This is a genomic window from Streptococcus mitis (genome assembly GCF_002096835.1).
GTDB lineage: Bacteria > Bacillota > Bacilli > Lactobacillales > Streptococcaceae > Streptococcus > Streptococcus mitis_W.
Genome location: NZ_NCVG01000023.1, coordinates 308,822 through 325,377, shown reverse-complemented (window position 1 = coordinate 325,377; position 16,556 = coordinate 308,822). Strand labels below are relative to the sequence as shown.

General features: G+C 38.2%; 16 protein-coding genes. All 16 read left to right on the top strand.

Annotated features, from left to right (window positions below; translation table 11 throughout):
* The first annotated feature begins 43 nt into the window (after positions 1-43).
* The 16 genes from B7699_RS08420 (at position 44) to B7699_RS08360 (ending at position 16,539) form a co-directional block, all read left to right on the top strand.
* On the top strand, positions 44-514 hold the full coding sequence (locus tag B7699_RS08420) for a MarR family winged helix-turn-helix transcriptional regulator (RefSeq protein ID WP_020902723.1): 471 nt from the start codon (positions 44-46) through the stop codon (positions 512-514).
* Complete coding sequence (locus tag B7699_RS08415) at positions 489-2,258, top strand: ABC transporter ATP-binding protein (RefSeq protein ID WP_049550554.1); 1,770 nt, start codon at positions 489-491, stop codon at positions 2,256-2,258. Before B7699_RS08420 ends, B7699_RS08415 begins: the two co-directional genes overlap by 26 nt.
* A complete protein-coding gene (locus B7699_RS08410; protein WP_084927945.1) occupies positions 2,248-4,008 on the top strand; it encodes an ABC transporter ATP-binding protein in 1,761 nt (586 codons plus the stop codon). The genes B7699_RS08415 and B7699_RS08410 overlap by 11 nt, the downstream gene beginning before the upstream one ends.
* Before the next feature lie 210 nt (positions 4,009-4,218).
* Positions 4,219-4,722, top strand: a complete 504-nt coding sequence (locus B7699_RS08405; protein ID WP_192852026.1) for a phosphatase PAP2 family protein — start codon at positions 4,219-4,221, stop codon at positions 4,720-4,722.
* A 113-nt stretch (positions 4,723-4,835) separates the two neighbouring features.
* Positions 4,836-5,282, top strand: a complete 447-nt coding sequence (locus tag B7699_RS08400) for a LytTR family DNA-binding domain-containing protein (protein ID WP_000776607.1) — start codon at positions 4,836-4,838, stop codon at positions 5,280-5,282.
* Between the two features lie 4 nt (positions 5,283-5,286).
* Positions 5,287-5,961, top strand: coding sequence for a LiaF transmembrane domain-containing protein (locus tag B7699_RS08395; RefSeq protein ID WP_084927943.1), 675 nt, complete (start codon positions 5,287-5,289; stop codon positions 5,959-5,961).
* Positions 5,962-6,239: 278 nt separating this feature from the next.
* On the top strand, positions 6,240-6,422 hold the full coding sequence (locus B7699_RS09555; protein WP_000809178.1) for a hypothetical protein: 183 nt from the start codon (positions 6,240-6,242) through the stop codon (positions 6,420-6,422).
* Positions 6,422-7,546 (top strand): replication initiator protein A, encoded by a 1,125-nt coding sequence (locus B7699_RS08390; protein ID WP_084927942.1) that lies wholly within the window; start codon positions 6,422-6,424, stop codon positions 7,544-7,546. The genes B7699_RS09555 and B7699_RS08390 overlap by 1 nt, the downstream gene beginning before the upstream one ends.
* Positions 7,540-7,707: a hypothetical protein gene (locus tag B7699_RS09640; RefSeq protein ID WP_192852025.1), complete on the top strand. Its 168-nt coding sequence runs from the start codon at positions 7,540-7,542 to the stop codon at positions 7,705-7,707. Before B7699_RS08390 ends, B7699_RS09640 begins: the two co-directional genes overlap by 7 nt.
* A 4-nt stretch (positions 7,708-7,711) precedes the next feature.
* Positions 7,712-7,978, top strand: a complete 267-nt coding sequence (locus B7699_RS08385; RefSeq protein ID WP_084927941.1) for a thiopurine S-methyltransferase — start codon at positions 7,712-7,714, stop codon at positions 7,976-7,978.
* 23 nt (positions 7,979-8,001) lie between these two features.
* Positions 8,002-8,136 carry a hypothetical protein gene (locus tag B7699_RS09820; RefSeq protein WP_275655600.1) on the top strand — a complete coding sequence of 45 codons (135 nt, stop codon included), beginning with the start codon at positions 8,002-8,004 and terminating at the stop codon, positions 8,134-8,136.
* A 2-nt stretch (positions 8,137-8,138) separates the two neighbouring features.
* Positions 8,139-8,354 carry a helix-turn-helix transcriptional regulator gene (locus B7699_RS08380; RefSeq protein ID WP_061416000.1) on the top strand — a complete coding sequence of 72 codons (216 nt, stop codon included), beginning with the start codon at positions 8,139-8,141 and terminating at the stop codon, positions 8,352-8,354.
* Positions 8,355-8,644: 290 nt separating this feature from the next.
* Positions 8,645-8,947 carry a hypothetical protein gene (locus tag B7699_RS08375; protein WP_084927940.1) on the top strand — a complete coding sequence of 101 codons (303 nt, stop codon included), beginning with the start codon at positions 8,645-8,647 and terminating at the stop codon, positions 8,945-8,947.
* Between the two features lie 18 nt (positions 8,948-8,965).
* Entirely contained in the window at positions 8,966-9,826 is an 861-nt protein-coding gene (locus B7699_RS08370; protein ID WP_084927939.1) for an LPXTG cell wall anchor domain-containing protein, read from the top strand.
* 173 nt (positions 9,827-9,999) lie between these two features.
* On the top strand, positions 10,000-12,090 hold the full coding sequence (locus tag B7699_RS08365) for an SEC10/PgrA surface exclusion domain-containing protein (protein ID WP_084927938.1): 2,091 nt from the start codon (positions 10,000-10,002) through the stop codon (positions 12,088-12,090).
* A 96-nt stretch (positions 12,091-12,186) separates the two neighbouring features.
* Complete coding sequence (locus B7699_RS08360; protein ID WP_142358335.1) at positions 12,187-16,539, top strand: LPXTG cell wall anchor domain-containing protein; 4,353 nt, start codon at positions 12,187-12,189, stop codon at positions 16,537-16,539.
* Positions 16,540-16,556: the final 17 nt, after the last annotated feature.

Sequence of the window (16,556 nt, the reverse complement as noted above, 5' to 3'; positions counted from 1 at the left end):
AGTTCTCAGGAGAACCAAATGCAATGGTTAGAAAGGAGTTAGTATGGACAAACCGATGTTAGTCTTTAAGCGTTTTGGTCATCAGATTCACCTGATGGTGCAAAAGGAAGCCAAACGTTGTGGTATTGAATTTATGGGTGGACCACAGGGTCAGGTTCTGCGTTTTGTAGATCAGTGTGAACAAAAAGAGAAACTGGTCTTGATTAAAGATATAGAGCAGGAACTAAATATTACCAAGTCTGTGGCGAGTAACTTGGTCAAGCGTATGGTGCAAAATGGTTTGGTGGAATTGGAGGCGAGTCCTAGCGATAAGCGGGCAAAATTTGTTCGTTTGACGGACAAAGCACGTTCTCAAATGAAGCATGTTAAAGCCTTTTTTGAACGAATTGATAAGCAGTTGATGGAAGGCATTGATGAAGATGAATTACTGATTTTTGAGAAAGTCCTTGCTCAACTACAGGAAAATATCAAGGGAATAGGAGGAGAGAATGAAGAAATTAGCCAAACGAATTAGTAGAAAAGAATGGGGGATGATTTTACTAGCCATTCTCTTTACCTGCTTTTCAGTCTACCTAGAGTTGGAAGTTCCGACCTATATCTCGAAAATTACGGATTTGCTGGGAAGTCAAGGAACCAACTTGGATGAGTTATGGCAACCAGCAGGTATGATGGTCGGAATGTCTTTTTTTGCCTTCTTATCCGCAGTCGCAGTTGGATTTTTTGCATCCCGAGTGGCGGCTTCTTATACTAGTAGGCTGAGAAGTGATATTTTTAACCGAGTTTTGGATTACTCGCAGACAGAGATTAAGAGATTCTCTATTCCCAGTCTTTTAACTCGTACTACCAATGACATTACTCAAGTTCAGATGTTGATTACCATGGGCTTGCAAGTAGTTACGCGTGGTCCGATTATGGCTATCTGGGCTATCGGGAAGATTTTAGGTCATTCAGAATACTGGCTCTGGGCCGTACTTGTGGCAGTGATTGTCAACGTTCTGATGACGACTGTTTTGATGACGCTAGCCTTTCCAAAACAGTCCTTGATTCAGGGGCTGACTGATAAACTGAACAGTATCACTCGTGAGAGTTTAACAGGTATTCGTGTCGTTCGCGCCTACAATGCTGAAGAATACCAAAATGAAAAATTTGCAGCAGCAAATGATGAATTGACACGCTTGAATTTGTTTGTCAACCGTCTTATGGCTATTTTGAACCCTATCATGATGGGGATTTCAAGTGGTTTGAGTGTGGCGATTTACTGGATTGGGGCCTATGTGATTAACGATGCTGCTGCGACAGCACGTCTGCCTCTCTTTAGTGACATGGTTGTTTTCATGTCTTATGCCATGCAGGTTGTTATGGGATTCCTTCTCATGGGAGCGCTCTTCATCGTTCTTCCCCGAACTATGGTCTCTGCCAAGCGGATTAATCAGGTTCTAGATTTGCATTCTTCTATCCGAAATCCTGCTCAAGTGCAGTTGGCTGATGAAAATCTCAAAGGTCAGGTCGAATTTAAGGATGTGACCTTCCGCTATGCTGCAAATTCGGAGGCAGTTATCGAGAATGTTAGCTTTAGAGCAGAAGCTGGCCAAACAGTGGCCTTTATCGGCTCAACTGGTTCTGGTAAATCAACTCTGGTCAATCTAATTCCACGTTTCTACGATGTATCAGCAGGAGAAATTCTGGTGGACGGAGTTAATGTTCAAGATTACGGTTTGGAAGATTTGCGCAACAAGGTTGGGTATATTCCACAAAAAGCTGTACTCTTTTCAGGTGATGTCAAGGGCAATCTAGACTTTGGACACAGTCAAGAAACACCGCTTAATGAACAAGCTATGTGGCAAGCCTTAGAATTGGCCCAGTCTAAGAACTTTATCGAAGACAAGGAAGCGGGCTTAGAGTCAGAAGTAGCCCAAGGAGGAACCAACTTCTCAGGTGGACAAAGACAGCGTCTGGCTATTGCTCGTGCCTTGGCTCGGAAGCCAGAAATCCTCATCTTTGATGACTCCTTCTCAGCCTTGGATTACAAGACAGACCGTGTCCTACGCCAAGAGCTAGCAGAGAAAACAAAATCTATGACCAAGCTTATCGTCGCACAGCGTATTTCAACGATTATGGATGCAGATTTGATTTTGGTATTGGATCAAGGTAAAGTCGTGGGACAAGGCACCCACAAGGAACTTCTAGCTAATAACGAAGTTTACCAAGAAATTGCCTATTCACAACTATCGAAGGAGGAATTGGAACATGGAAAATAAGAGAATGTCTCTTTGGAAACAGAGTAAACCCTATCTTGCAGGCCTCCAGTTTGCCCTTCTAATCGCCTTTCTAGCAACAATCGTATCCAATATCATTACTGTATATGGTCCAACCCGTATCAAGGAAATGACCAATATTATTGCAAGTGGGCTAGAAACAAGTGTGGATGTCGCTGCGGTTGCAGCCATTGGTAGTTTTTTGGCCGTCATCTATGTGATTGGACTCCTATCAAATTATTTGCAGGCCTTTCTGTTTACAACAGCCATTCAACGTTTTTCAGAGCGTCTGAGAAGAGCGATTGCAGAGAAAATTAATCGTCTTCCATTAGGATATTTTGATGGACATTCTCAAGGAGATACCTTGTCTCGTGTGACTAATGACGTTGACACTGCAGCACAGTCCCTCAATCAAAGTCTGGGGACAGTTCTTTCATCCACTTTATTGGTCGTGGCAGTTTTGGTGACCATGTTTGGGATGAACTGGATTTTAGCCTTAGTGACGGTTGTTTCAACTCTTATCGGTTTTGCTTTCGTGTCCGTTTTTATGGGCAAATCGCAGGGCTTCTTTAAGAGTCAGCAACAGGATTTGGCGGCTGTAAATGGTTATGTGGAGGAAATGTACTCTGGCCATAATGTGGTGACCAGTTATAATGCTATCGAGAGTACGAAAGAAGAATTTGCGACATTAAACCATCGTCTGTATGATAGTATCTGGAAATCTCAATTTATTTCAGGGATTATGATGCCGATTATGATGTTTATTGGGAACTTTAGCTATGCCTTGGTGATTATCGTTGGTGCAGCCTTGTCCTTGAATGGGCAGATTAGTATTGGGATTATCGTTGCCTTTATGGCCTACGTTCGTATCTTTTCTCAGCCTCTTTCACAAATTGCCCAAGGGATTACTAGTCTTCAGCAGGCTAGTGCAGCCATGGGACGTGTCTTCGAATTCCTAGCTGAAGAGGAAATGGAAGACGAATCCCATAAAGAAAGACAATTGATCGATATGAAAGGTCAAGTAGTCTTTGATCGAGTCTCCTTTGGTTACACACCAGAGCGAACCATTATCCATGACTTTTCTGCGACTGTTCATGCAGGTCAAAAGGTTGCGATTGTCGGACCGACAGGGGCTGGTAAGACAACCATTGTCAATCTTTTGATGAAGTTCTATGAGATTGATAAGGGAAGTATTCGCATTGATGGTGTGGATACCAAGGAGATGAAGCGTTCGGAAGTACACGATGCCTTTTCAATGGTATTGCAGGATACTTGGCTCTTTGAAGGAACCATTCGCGACAATCTCATCTATAACCAAACAGGTATTAGTGATGAGCGCGTGATTGAAGCCAGCAAGGCTGTAGGGATTCACCACTTTATCATGACTCTACCAGATGGTTACGATACCGTCTTGGATGATACAGTGACCTTGTCTGTCGGACAAAAACAACTCTTGACCATTGCTCGTGCTTTGCTGAAAGATGCGCTACTTCTAATTCTGGATGAGGCGACATCTTCGGTTGATACTCGTACTGAGGAATTGATCCAGAAAGCCATGGACCGATTGATGGAGGGAAGAACTTCCTTTGTCATCGCCCACCGCTTGTCAACTATCCGAAATGCTGATCTGATTCTTGTCATGAAAGATGGCAATATCATTGAGCAAGGCAATCATGATGAGTTGATGGCACAAGGAGGCTTCTACGCTGACCTTTACAACAGTCAGTTTACAGAAGGTGAAGCAGAAGAATAAATCGAAAGAAGGCTTGACGGCCTTCTTTTTCTGCACTATACTAGAAGACAAGTGCTTCCCTGCAAGTAATACTCTTCGAAAATCTCTTCAAACCGCGTCAGCTTCCATCTACAACCTCAAAACAGTGTTTTGAGCAGCCTACGGCTAGCTTCCTAGTTTGCTCTTTGATTTTCATTGAGTATAAAATTTGAGTAAGTGATGAGAAAATATATGAAAAATTATCAAGAATGGTATAACCATATCGCTGCTAACATTGAAAATAAACCTTTTTTCCTGAGATTGTTAAGAACTTTCAATCGGTTCATGACGGTAGTTATGCCTATAGTTTATTTAACCTTGTTGGCCACTACCTATTTCCAAGAAGGCTTAGGGAAACCGGTCTTAATCTATGTGTTTGTACCTGCTACAGGTTTTGTGATTTTATCCCTTCTTCGTAAGAAAATCAATGCCCCTAGGCCTTATGAGGAATGGGATATTAAACCTTTGCTTGACAGAGATAGTCCTGGTCAGTCTATGCCCAGTCGTCATGTCTTTTCAGCAACCATTATTTCCATGGCTTGCCTTCATGCTAGTTTATCTCTAGGGATTATCTTGTTAGTCTTGTCAGCCTTCCTCGGTCTAGTGAGAGTTTTAGGGGGAGTGCATTATCCCAAGGATGTAGTGGTTGGTTATACTAGCGGTCTTGCGTGGGGGATGATTTTCTTTCTATTTTGACATGTAAGTTAAGGTAATCCTACAACCACTTACAGGTCTAAAGTAACCACTTGCTTTTTTGCTCTTGTTTTCTTATTTTGGCTTTGATATAGTAGAGTCAGAAAGGAGATGGAATGAAGTTACGAATCGAAATTGACAGCAATTTAGAGGAAACTGAAATTGTCATCAAGGCGGCGGCTTTGACAGATGAGATTGCGGATTTGCAGCGTCTCTTGCAAGAGTCCAAGTCTCCTCGGTTGATTTTTTACAAGGGAACAGGTGAATATTATCTGGACTTGTCGGAAATTCTCTTCTTTGAGACGGAAGGTAGCAAGATTTACGCCCATACCCAGAAAGATGCCTACGAGGTTCGACTTAAACTCTATGAGTTAGAGTCTATCCTTCCTCGCTATTTTAGTCGGGTATCCAAGTCAACAATCGCTAATATTCGGCAAGTCTATTCGGTGGATAAGTCCTTTTCAGGAACGGGCACCATTTCCTTTTATCAGACCCACAAGGAGGTTCATGTGTCACGACATTACCAATCTCTCCTAAAAGAAAATCTAAGAAACATGAGGTAAGAACATGAAAAAGAAAGTATTTGGTATTGTGTTGCTAGTATTGGCAGCTTTAATATTATTACAAGGAAATTTTGGAATCCCTTCTCTGGGAGGGCACATTTGGCCTTTGATTGGTATTGCATTTTTTGCCTATCAATCAGTTGGAGCTTTGTTGCGTCGTCACTTAACTTCAGCCTCTTTTACAGCTCTAGTAGCCTTAATGATTGCTAACCACTTTTATGGCATTTTACCAATTCCCAATCAGTCATTGTTCTGGGCAAGTATTTTAATCGTAATGGGTGTCAGCGCACTCACTCATTCTAACAGAACTTGGAATGGGAAAAAATGGTGGTATGATGGTAAAAAGACCATTCTTACAGATAAGGAAGTTGCTTTTGGAAGTGGGACTTTCTATAAACAAGATCAAGATCTTGTAGACGACCAAGTAGAAGTTGGTTTTGGCAACGCCAAGATATATTATGACAATGCAGAAATTCTAGGAGATACTGCAACCCTGAAGGTGGAAGTTGGTTTCGGAAGTGCAGTTATTTATGTTCCCCAACATTGGAGAGTTGATTTAAAGGTAGAAACCTTCTGTGGTGTAGCCAAGGCAGATACTTCTCTAGCTCCAACCAGTAAAACCTTGATTATCCGTGGAGATGTGGCTTTTGGGAAGTTGGGTATTGTCTATGTTAAATAAAAAAATCTTCCGTAAGTGTCTAGAGTTTTGGGAAAGTGAAAAATTAAATATCATAAAACTTGAGAGAGCGAGAAAATCGCTCTCTTTTTTCGTTACAAAAATTAAAGAAAGGAGAAAAAATGTCAGATAATCCAGAATTGATGGGATATATTTAGGGAAATAAATTATATGCCTTGATTCTATAATTTATTTCATTGTCCCTTTAAAACAGATTTTCTCATTATCCATTATGATATAGCTGTAAATTAACACTAGCTTGTGACAAGAAAGGATTACCTATGAAACAACACAAAACAAAGGTCTCAAGGTTGACTAGAGACGTAATGATTTTAGATTTGATGAATACAATGGGATGGACTAGAAGCCGTGCTATTGCAGCTATTGAAGAGTTAGAGCAAACTCATCTTGTTTATTTTCCTGAAGCTGGTGGCTTGAGGTTACAAGTTGTAGGAGGCTACTAATGGCGGATATCACAATTGATCAACTAGCTACTCTAACTTTTTATCAAATTCCAGAAATATTTTTCACCCGTATTCAACACAATGAGAACGGCTATGTCAAATTGACTAGTTCTTACACAGGTCTTTCATCTGATGCTAAGTTGGCTTATGGTGCTCTTTATAATCGTTGTAAATTAAGTATCAGTTCATTCCAGAAGGGCAATAGAGATTACGTTGATGAAAATGGAGCAGTCTTTCTAATTTTTACAGTTTCTGACTTGATGCTACTACTGGATAAGGGAAAGATGAAGGTTACTAAAATCAAGAAAGAACTGCAAGAACATGGTCTCTTACGAGAAGTTAGGCAAGGGCTCAATAAGCCAAATAGACTTTATCTTCAGCTAGTGGATGCTAATCTAGAAATAGTGGAGAACTATTCATCTGATGGTGAGTTACTGAAGAGGGTTAATGCTTTTGGTAAAGTTCTCTATGAAAAAGCACCCCAAAGCCTTGGTAATAGCGAAAGTATCAAAAACGGACGTCCGCAAAATGGACTTCAAAACGTCCACGAAGCGGACGGAATAAATACAGAGAGGAGTCAGACAGAATATTCATACGATACTAATCGATACGAGGGCGAGTCATCTTTATCTGATTTATCAATTTCTGAAGCGTTTAGAATGGGGCAACATGGTTTTCTTTCTCCTCAACTAGTTCAGAAACTCAGTTTGTTTGGAAAAGATGCAAAAATTCTTGAAAATAAAATCTATCAATCGAAACGTCAAGTTGAGAAGAATTACAACAACCTCTTAGCTGATCAGGAAATTTATGGAGAGGTTTGGCTGCAAGATCTTGAACGTGAGCTTGATAAATTGATTTTCAAAATTAAAACAGGAGAGGCTGAAGGAAAATCAATCCAGAATGTTCCAGCGTACTTCTACAAAATGATGATTCGCTTCTGGAAAATGGCTCTGCTTATCGAAAAAGAACAGGGCTTTATGGAGCTATCAGGACAAAGTGAGCACGCTAGAAAATTCCCTAATGAGTGCCCTAGTCTGATTGCATACTATTATCCAGATAAACTGTCGGAGACGAAACTCAATAGCTATTTATCAGAATTGTCTAAGGGAGTTGAAACATGTTAAAAGATGAATTTAGACCAATTGATGGTAAAGTGCTAACGATAGGTCGCAGCCCGAAGGAGAAAATCTACACGATTCCTAAAGCTGTTTTTGATTTACCGAAAAAAGAAAGAGCTGAGAAACTCAGCCAAATTTTCTTATCATGGCAACAGAAAGAGGATTAATTTTATGGGATTGTTTAATCACCAAGAGAGAATTAACGGAGTGCAAGCTATGAAATCTACAACTTCCCAATCAGTTCAAGAGATTGAAATGATTGTAGAGTATTTTGATAAAACGGTAGAAAGTATTTCCATCACTTTCAACTTAGAGGAACTAGAAAAATTGGTATCAAGCTCATTTGGAACAGGAGCGAGCATGAATTTTACATCCTCGACTCCGCCGTTTTCTATCAATCCTCGATGGGTGAAGAAGATAACTTATCGAACAAAATAAGGAACAATATCAAGAGGATAGTAATGTTTAAACTAGTTACAATGACTTTATTATTGATCTTAGCTTATGGATTAGGGCTTGTCATGCTGGAGCTGAAGAATGCTCCTCTGATGGATGATGAAATACTGTCAAGTTCAAATAATGAAGGAGATAAGTAGATGTGAGGAAACAAACACAAAATCGTATCAGAGAATTACGAAAAAAAGCCAGGTTGTCACAACAGACTTTGGCTGATCAGATAGGAGTGTTTCGCAACACAATATCTAACTGGGAGACAGGATATAGTCAGATAAGTCTTGAAAATGCTAAAAAAGTAGCAGAATACTTTGGGGTAACTATTGACTACCTGTTAGGATCAGAATCGGACCAAACCTAGTACAGATAAATCTATATTGACCGAGAAGTCATTAAACTACAGACCTTTGAAAACTGAATACAAGGCTTGCCCTAATACAGCGTGGCTATGGATAAAAAAGAAACGGGGGCGAGTAGCAAACTAGAAAAGGATATCTAGTCCAGCCACTGAACGAAAAAGCATGACAATGGTCATAAGCTGAAGGAGTAAGGGTTCCTAGACTATAAACCCAGCGTATGAAATACCGATGTAAAAATACGTTTTTACACAGCACGGCGTAATTTTCGCCTTTCAACTTCAAGGAGAAATCTATGACAGATGAAATAACCGTCCACCTAAAGGACTTAAAAGTTTTAGGAAAACAAGGAGGTGCGACAGCTCGCTTAGAGGACGGCACAGACCTTATCCTGAAGCCTGACTATGCAGTCAAACAGGCTAGAGGATATGTAGACGGCCTTTTAAGGGATGTTGAATTTCATTTGCCTTATAAAAAGGTTTATGATCAAATTCGCACTATCAAGAGAGATGCTCAAGTTATAGCTCGAAAAGTTAAGACACCATCAGGAATGGAACTTCGTTTAACTGGAAAAGGTTATAACCCGAAAAATAAATAAAGAAAAGGAAAAATCAAAATGAGCAAGAAACAATTATTAGCTACACTAGCACTTTCAACTATCGCACTTGCACAAGCTGGTTATGTATCAGCAGACGAACTTGCACCAATTGACTCTTCAGCTCCAACAACAGAAGTAGTTACGCCAACAGCACCTAGCACTTCAACAGAAACAGAGGCTCCAGCAGTTCAGCCAACAGCACCTAGCGCTTCAACAGAAACAGAAGCTCCAGCAGTTCAGCCAACAGAGCCTTCAGTTACTCCAGTTGATCCAACAACACCAGATACATCATCAACTACAGATAAACCGCAAGGTAAAGACAATGCTGAGAGTTTAGATGGCGTATCAACTGATAAACCAGTAACACCAGATACATCATCAACTACAGATAAACCGCAAGGTAAAGACAATGCTGAGAGCTTAGATGGCGTACCAACTGATAAACCAGTAACACCAGATACATCATCAACTAAAGACAAACCACAAGGTAAGGATAACGCTGAAAGCCTTGACGGTGTACCTGCTGAAAAGCCAAAAACAACAGTCGAAGCAAACGAACAAGGGAAGTCTCAAATTGGAACTACTTCAACTTCAACAGGTCAAGTGGTGCATGATGTAACAAAAGAACCAGTTGAAACGAATACAGGAGCTTCAATTGTTAGCACTCAAGGCGGAAATATAGTCCTTTCAGATGGTTCAGTGGTTGCTCCTGAAGAGGTCGGAGGTACTGTCAATGAAGATAAGACAATTTCTGTTACAGATAAAGATGGTAAAATGGTAACTTTGCCAAACACAGGAACAGCACAAAGTTTCCTAGCTGTTATCGGTGGCATGTTAATGACAGCAGTAGGTTACTTTTACAAGAAAAAACTATTTTAAAATAAGGAAAATTTAAACGAATTATAACAATGTACTGTTAAATAATTTTTAGAATATCTTAAGTTTTTCTTTTATGTCAATTGACAATAGAAGTGAGAAAAGAATGGATATTTAGAATTATTGGTTTTGTGGAATTTATAGAAGTTTTTTTGAATTTTGTTAAGGAGTAAACAATGAAAGTTAAAGGCTCAATGTTGTTACTTTCAACAGTAACATTACTTGCATTTAGTAATAGTGTAGTTCATGCTGATTCTGCAAGAGAAGCAAGAATCTCTCAACTAGAGAAGCAGAAAGATAGTCTTTATAAGGCAAATGGGTCTAGTGGATTTGAAGCAGGTGGTCGCTGGTATTCTTTGAAGGAAAGTGAAAACAAGATAAAAGAATTAGAACAACAAGTAACTCAGTTAAATGTACCTTATTCAGAAAAGAATACAATCAAAGTCAGTGCTGAGTATGCAAAGGCTCTTAAAGATTATTTCAATTATGATAAAAGTGAATCTGAAAGAAATCGAGCAGAACAAATTTTGAAGTCAGAAAGTAGCAAGCTACGTTCACAAGAAGGTAATTTTATTTCTAGTGCTTCAGATCAAGTAGAGGTTTATAATCTTAATAATCTTCCTAAGGAAGTTGAAATTGAACTGAATTACTTTGCCTTGGATATGCTTAATCAAGTTCGTAGTCAAATGGGCATGCCACAGCTTACTCTAGCTAGTTCATCTATTGATTTTGCCGATAAACTTTCAAAAAAAGTTCTTGAAGCAAATAGAAGTATTTATGATTGGCACTATGTAAAAGGTATCAATGATGTAGCTAGAGAATATGGCTTGCCTACTTCTAGCAAGAAAGATGAAGTAAGCGAATATGGTGGTCAGTACTATGAAAACTACTTTGCTTTAAGTGGTGGTTCAAGTGAAATGACTAAAGCTGAAATGAAACAATGGATTCATTATTCTATACTAGAATTTCTATATAATGGTTCAGAATTTCTTCATGCACAATCTATTGCTGGTGTAAATTATGGAACTACTTATCAGAATGAGTATCTTGGAATTTCACTTCATTATTTAAAAGATGGTTTAGGAATTAGTTATATTAAAGTTTCTAATGAAGATTTATCTAAAGCAACAAAGAGTGTTTTTAATACTTCTAGTCCATCAAATACTACTGAAAGCAATCGACAAGCAACTTTAGCTAAAAAATCAAAAGAATTACAAGATGAAAGAGGTAAGTACGAGAAGTTACAGAGCGCTTATAACGACTATAACAAAATTTCCAAGGAAATTGATTCTTTAAAGGCTCAGGAAGAAAAGGAGAAACAAGAAAAAGCTAAGAAGGATAAAGAAAAACAAAATACAAGTCCTGCTAAGCCATCTAAACCTGTTCAAAAACAAGACAAGGATAAACCGAATAAACCTTCTCAAAAACAAGATACGAATAAACCGAACAAACCTTCTCAGAATCAAAGTAATTCTTTTTCAAGTAAGAATGCTTGGGTTAAGGAAAATGGCTCATGGTTCTTTTATAGAAATGATAAGCGTGTGACGAATACATGGCAAGGCTCATATTATTTAAAATCTGATGGTAAGATGGCAGAAAAAGAGTGGGTATATGATAAAAATTATAATTCATGGTTTTTCATAAAAGAAGGTGGCTCTTATGCGAATAGTGAGTGGATGAAACTAGGTGGCTCTTGGTATTATTTCAAGAGAGGTGGCTATATGTCAACAAATACTTGGTTGGGAAGCTATTATTTGAAGTCTGATGGTAAGATGGCAGAAAAAGAGTGGGTATATGATAAAAATTATAATTCATGGTTTTTCATAAAAGAAGGTGGCTCTTATGCGAATAGTGAGTGGATGAAACTAGGTGGCTCTTGGTATTATTTCAAGAGAGGTGGCTATATGTCAACAAATACTTGGTTGGGAAGCTATTATTTGAAGTCTGATGGTAAGATGGCAGAAAAAGAGTGGGTATATGATAAAAATTATAATTCATGGTTTTTCATAAAAGAAGGTGGCTCTTATGCGAATAGTGAGTGGATGAAACTAGGTGGCTCTTGGTATTATTTCAAGAGAGGTGGCTATATGGCAAGAAATACTTGGCAAGGATCATATTATTTGAGGTCTAGTGGTGCTATGGCTGTAAATGAATGGATTTATGATTCAAACTATAAGGCGTGGTATTATTTGAAATCAGATGGTTCTTATGCTCGTAACGAAGTGATTCAAGGATATAAACTTGATTATTCAGGAAAATGGGTATGATTTTAGAAGTATTTAAGCGATCTCGTTCACCTTCATAGGATTATAATGATTGAGATTGATAAAATAAAAAATTTTAATTTAAAAGGAGAAAAAAAGATGTCAAAGACACAAGAATTTAAGGCTTACGGTTCAATCCGTAAGACAAAAGTAGCTGGTGCGTGTGGAGTTATTCTTGCGCTTGGAATTTTAGGAATGGGACTTCAAGGGATTGTATCTGCTGATGAAGTTTCAACTAATAAGCCTGTTGTAGTAGAGAAGAAAACAGAAGTAGAAGTTCCTATTGCTCATGACAATCTTGACAAAGCTGTAGCAGAAGCTAAAGACGCAGGCGTTAAAGTTGAAGTTGGAGCTGTGCAGGACAAAGGAGTTGCAACTACTGATACAGTATCAGGCAAGCAGAAAGAAATTGAAGCTGATTATGTGAAGCAGGAAAAAGAAGTTAAAACTGTGACTGTTGATTATTCTTCTAGGGTAGATAAAACTACTAAAGAACGTGAAGAAATTGAAAAAGAAAACAACGCTAAACAGCTAGCTTATGAAAAAGCAGTTGATAAACATAAAGCTGATGTGAAACGTATTGAAGCTGAGAATAATGCTATTCTTGCCGACAATGAAAAGAAGCAAAAAGAAATTGAAGGTGAAAATGCACGAATCGAACGTGATAACGCTAAGAAGTTGGATGATTATAAGCAAGCTAAGTTGGATCAAGAAAATGCGAATAAGCAGATTGAAGTTAGCAATAAAAATGCTGAAGAAAAATATGACAAGGATTTAAAAAAATATAATCAAGATTTAGCTATCTATAATGAGCAAAAAGCAAAATTAGAAAAACTTGGTCTTGTTGCTTCTTCAACAGGAGTAAAACTTTATGGTGATTATAATGAATCCGGTCGAGGTTCTTTAGATTTTTATAAGAATTTTCATGCTGTATTTGAAGGTGTTAAGGATTTAGAACGTGTTAATGGGTATTTAAGTGCTTCTCCAAAGACAGAAGTAAAATTCAGTAGAAAAGATTTATTGGAGAAAACTTATGACACCAAAGAAGGGGGAACAGGTTTCTTCTTAAAGAATATTAAGAAGGGTGATTATTTCACACTTAATAATATTGGACGTACTGAATCTGGTAAGTCTATTTTAGCAAAATTTACTTTTACTTCTGATCTAGTTCCTGAATTTAAAGTTAAAGGTAATGATAATATTCAACCTAGAATGAATGTAGAGTGGTCAAAAATAAAATCACATTCTGCATTTGATTTTTCTTCTTGGAATTATCAGATGACTGATCTTGATATTGAATATTTTGATGAAGCAACAGGTAAACCAATAAATCTTGCTTATGTAAATGTTTTGACTGACTTGGATTATGATCAAATGTATCGTTTTGAATATCAAGATGGGTCTACTGGTATTCTGAAGATTCACCCAGATTCTGAATTGACTAAAGTAGTTGAAAATGGTAAAGAGTTTATTAAAGGAACTGTAAATCCTGCTAGATTTAATCATGCTGATCCTTCTGGATTAGATGATTTTAGTGTAGGAAGTGTTTTAGGTACTGGAGTATTGGGTGAAAGTTCTGTACCTAAAGGTTCATTGATGAGTGTTGGTTGGGGTTCAAAGAATCATTTGACCTATACAGCTTCAAGATATTCAAAATGGGTTGGTACAAATAATACTCGTCCTGAGAGTCAATATTATGCCTATAAAGCCTATTTAGAAGAAATTGCGAAGAAGGAAGGGAAACCAGCACCAACTGATTTAGAAATTACTCATGCTCATGGGTATACATTTGGTTTGTGGGGAGTTAATTCTTCTATTCAAAGACCATTGATTAAACCTGAAGAACCAGTTAAACCTGAATTGAAGCAAAAGGATACTAAAGAAATTCCTAAACCTAAATTGGAAAAACCAAAAGAGTTTGTGCCTCGTACAACACTTCCAACTCCCCCAGCACCAACTCCTCCTGAGAAGAAGAATATTCCTGGAATGCCTTTAGTTCCTACTGTAAAAGTGAACTATTCACGCTTGCGTGTTACTCCTTCAACTCCAAAACCTAAGAAGGCTATTACTGATAATTATGGTCACAACATTGATGGCGCAAACACATTTGATAAAAATGTGAAATTCAGTTTGACAACTGACTACAAACCATATTCAACATTTACTGCTGATTCAAAAAATGTTGCTAAAACATGGGCCTTGGCAGATGATGTTCAAGATGGTGCATACATGGTAGATGATAGCCAAATTACTATGAAGGATTCTACTAATAAAGATGTAAAAGCACTTTTTAATATGTACCATGTTCTTTCAGAAAAAGAACGTACACAAGAAATCCAAAACATTTTGAAGGAAGCAGGCTTAAATCCTAAAGGTGAGTTTTACCTTTGGGTGGCGAAAGATTCTACTTCTTTCTATCAAAACTATGTGAAACAAGCTAAGAATATCACGATTGATCTACCTGCACGTTTGCTTGTTGAAAAAGGTCAAATCGTGAAGAATGACTTTTATCAAATTGATTTTGGAATTGGACATCAGTCGAATCTTGTAACAGTTGAAGTTCCAAATGTTAAGCCAGAAAAACATGTACTTGATAGAACTGGCAAGAAAGTTCTTGATGGAAAAGAAGTCCAGCTAGGTGATTTTGTTCAGTACCTTCTTGATGGTGCAACTGTTCCAGAAAAACATGATACATTGTACCAATATGACGGTTTGGATAAACTTGATATGAAGCATGACCGCTATACTGGGAACTGGAAGGGTATCGTTAAAGGAACAGAATATACTGCTGAAAAAGAGCTTGTATTACCTTATGATGTGACATTGAAAAATGGTAAGGTTATCAAAGCTGGCGATAAGATTGCTAAAGGTAGCTCTTATGCGTTCACCTTTGAATTTAACCAAGGTACTAATTCAGAGTTTATTAAGAAACTTGTAACTGTTAAGTGGGATGCCAAAGGTGGTCAATGGTCTTACGTTATCAATCAAGACTTCCTTAACTCTTTAGGAGTTAAAGGAACCTTTGATGCAGACTTCTACATCGAGGCGGAGCGTATTGAAACTGGTGATAAGATTGAGAATACTTTCATCAATATTGTTAATAAACAAGAAATGACTGCTAAGGTTATTACTCGTACACCAGAGCCACCTAAACCAAAACACCCAGAAAAACATGTGCTTGATAGAAGTGGCAAGAAAGTCCTTGATGGCAAAGAAGTCCAGCTAGGTGATTTTGTTCAGTACCTTCTTGATGGTGCAACTGTTCCAGAAAGACACCATACACTATACCAATATGACGGTTTGGATAAACTCGATATGAAGCATGATCGCTATACTGGTAATTGGAAAGGTATTATTAAGGGTACAGAATACACAGCAGAAAAACAGCTTGTGTTACCTTATGATGTGACATTGAAAAATGGTAAGGTTATCAAAGCAGGTGATAAGATTGAGAAAGGTAGCTCTTATGCCTTTACCTTTGAGTTCAACCAAGCTACTAATTCAGAGTTTATCAAGAAACTGGTGACTGTTAAGTGGGATGCCAAAGGTGGTCAATGGTCTTACGTTATCAATCAAGACTTCCTAAACTCCTTAGGAATTAAAGGAACATTTGATGCAGACTTCTACATCGAGGTTGAGCGTATTGAAACGGGTGATAAGATTGAGAATACTTTCATCAATATTGTCAATAAACAAGAAATGACTGCCAAGGTTATTACTCGTACACCAGAGCCACCGAAACCAAAACATCCAGAAAAACATGCGCTTGATAAAACAGGTCAGAAAGTTCTTGACGGTAAAGAAGTTCAAATGGGTGAATTGATTCAGTATCTTCTTGACGGTGCAACTGTTCCAGAAAGACACCATATGTTGTACCAATATGACGGTTTGGATAAACTCGATATGAAGCATGACCGCTATACTGGGAACTGGAAAGGTATCATCAAGGGTACAGAATACACAGCAGAAAAAGATCTAACGTTGCCTTACGATGTTATCCTGAAGAATGGTAAGGTTATCAAGGCAGGAGATAAGATTGCCAAAGGTAGCACTTATGCCTTTACCTTTGAGTTCAACCAAGGCACAAATTCTGAGTTCATCAAGAAACTTGTGACTGTTAAGTGGGATGCCAAAGGTGGTCAATGGTCTTACGTTATCAACCAGGACTTCCTAAACTCTCTAGGAATTAAAGGAACCTTCGATGCGGACTTCTACATCGAAGTAGAGCGTATTGCGGCTGGAGAAGTTGAGAATACTTTTGTCAATATTGTCAATGGACAAGAAATGATTGCGAAGGTAACAACCCACACTCCAGAACCACCAAAACCTGAAGAACCAGGCAAACCAAAACAATCCCTGCCAAACACAGGATCAGCAGCAAGCATGCTTCCAGTTGTGGGAATGATTTTGGGATTATTGAGTCTTGCAGGTCTTCGTAAGTATAAAAAATAGAACATCTAGAAATTCCC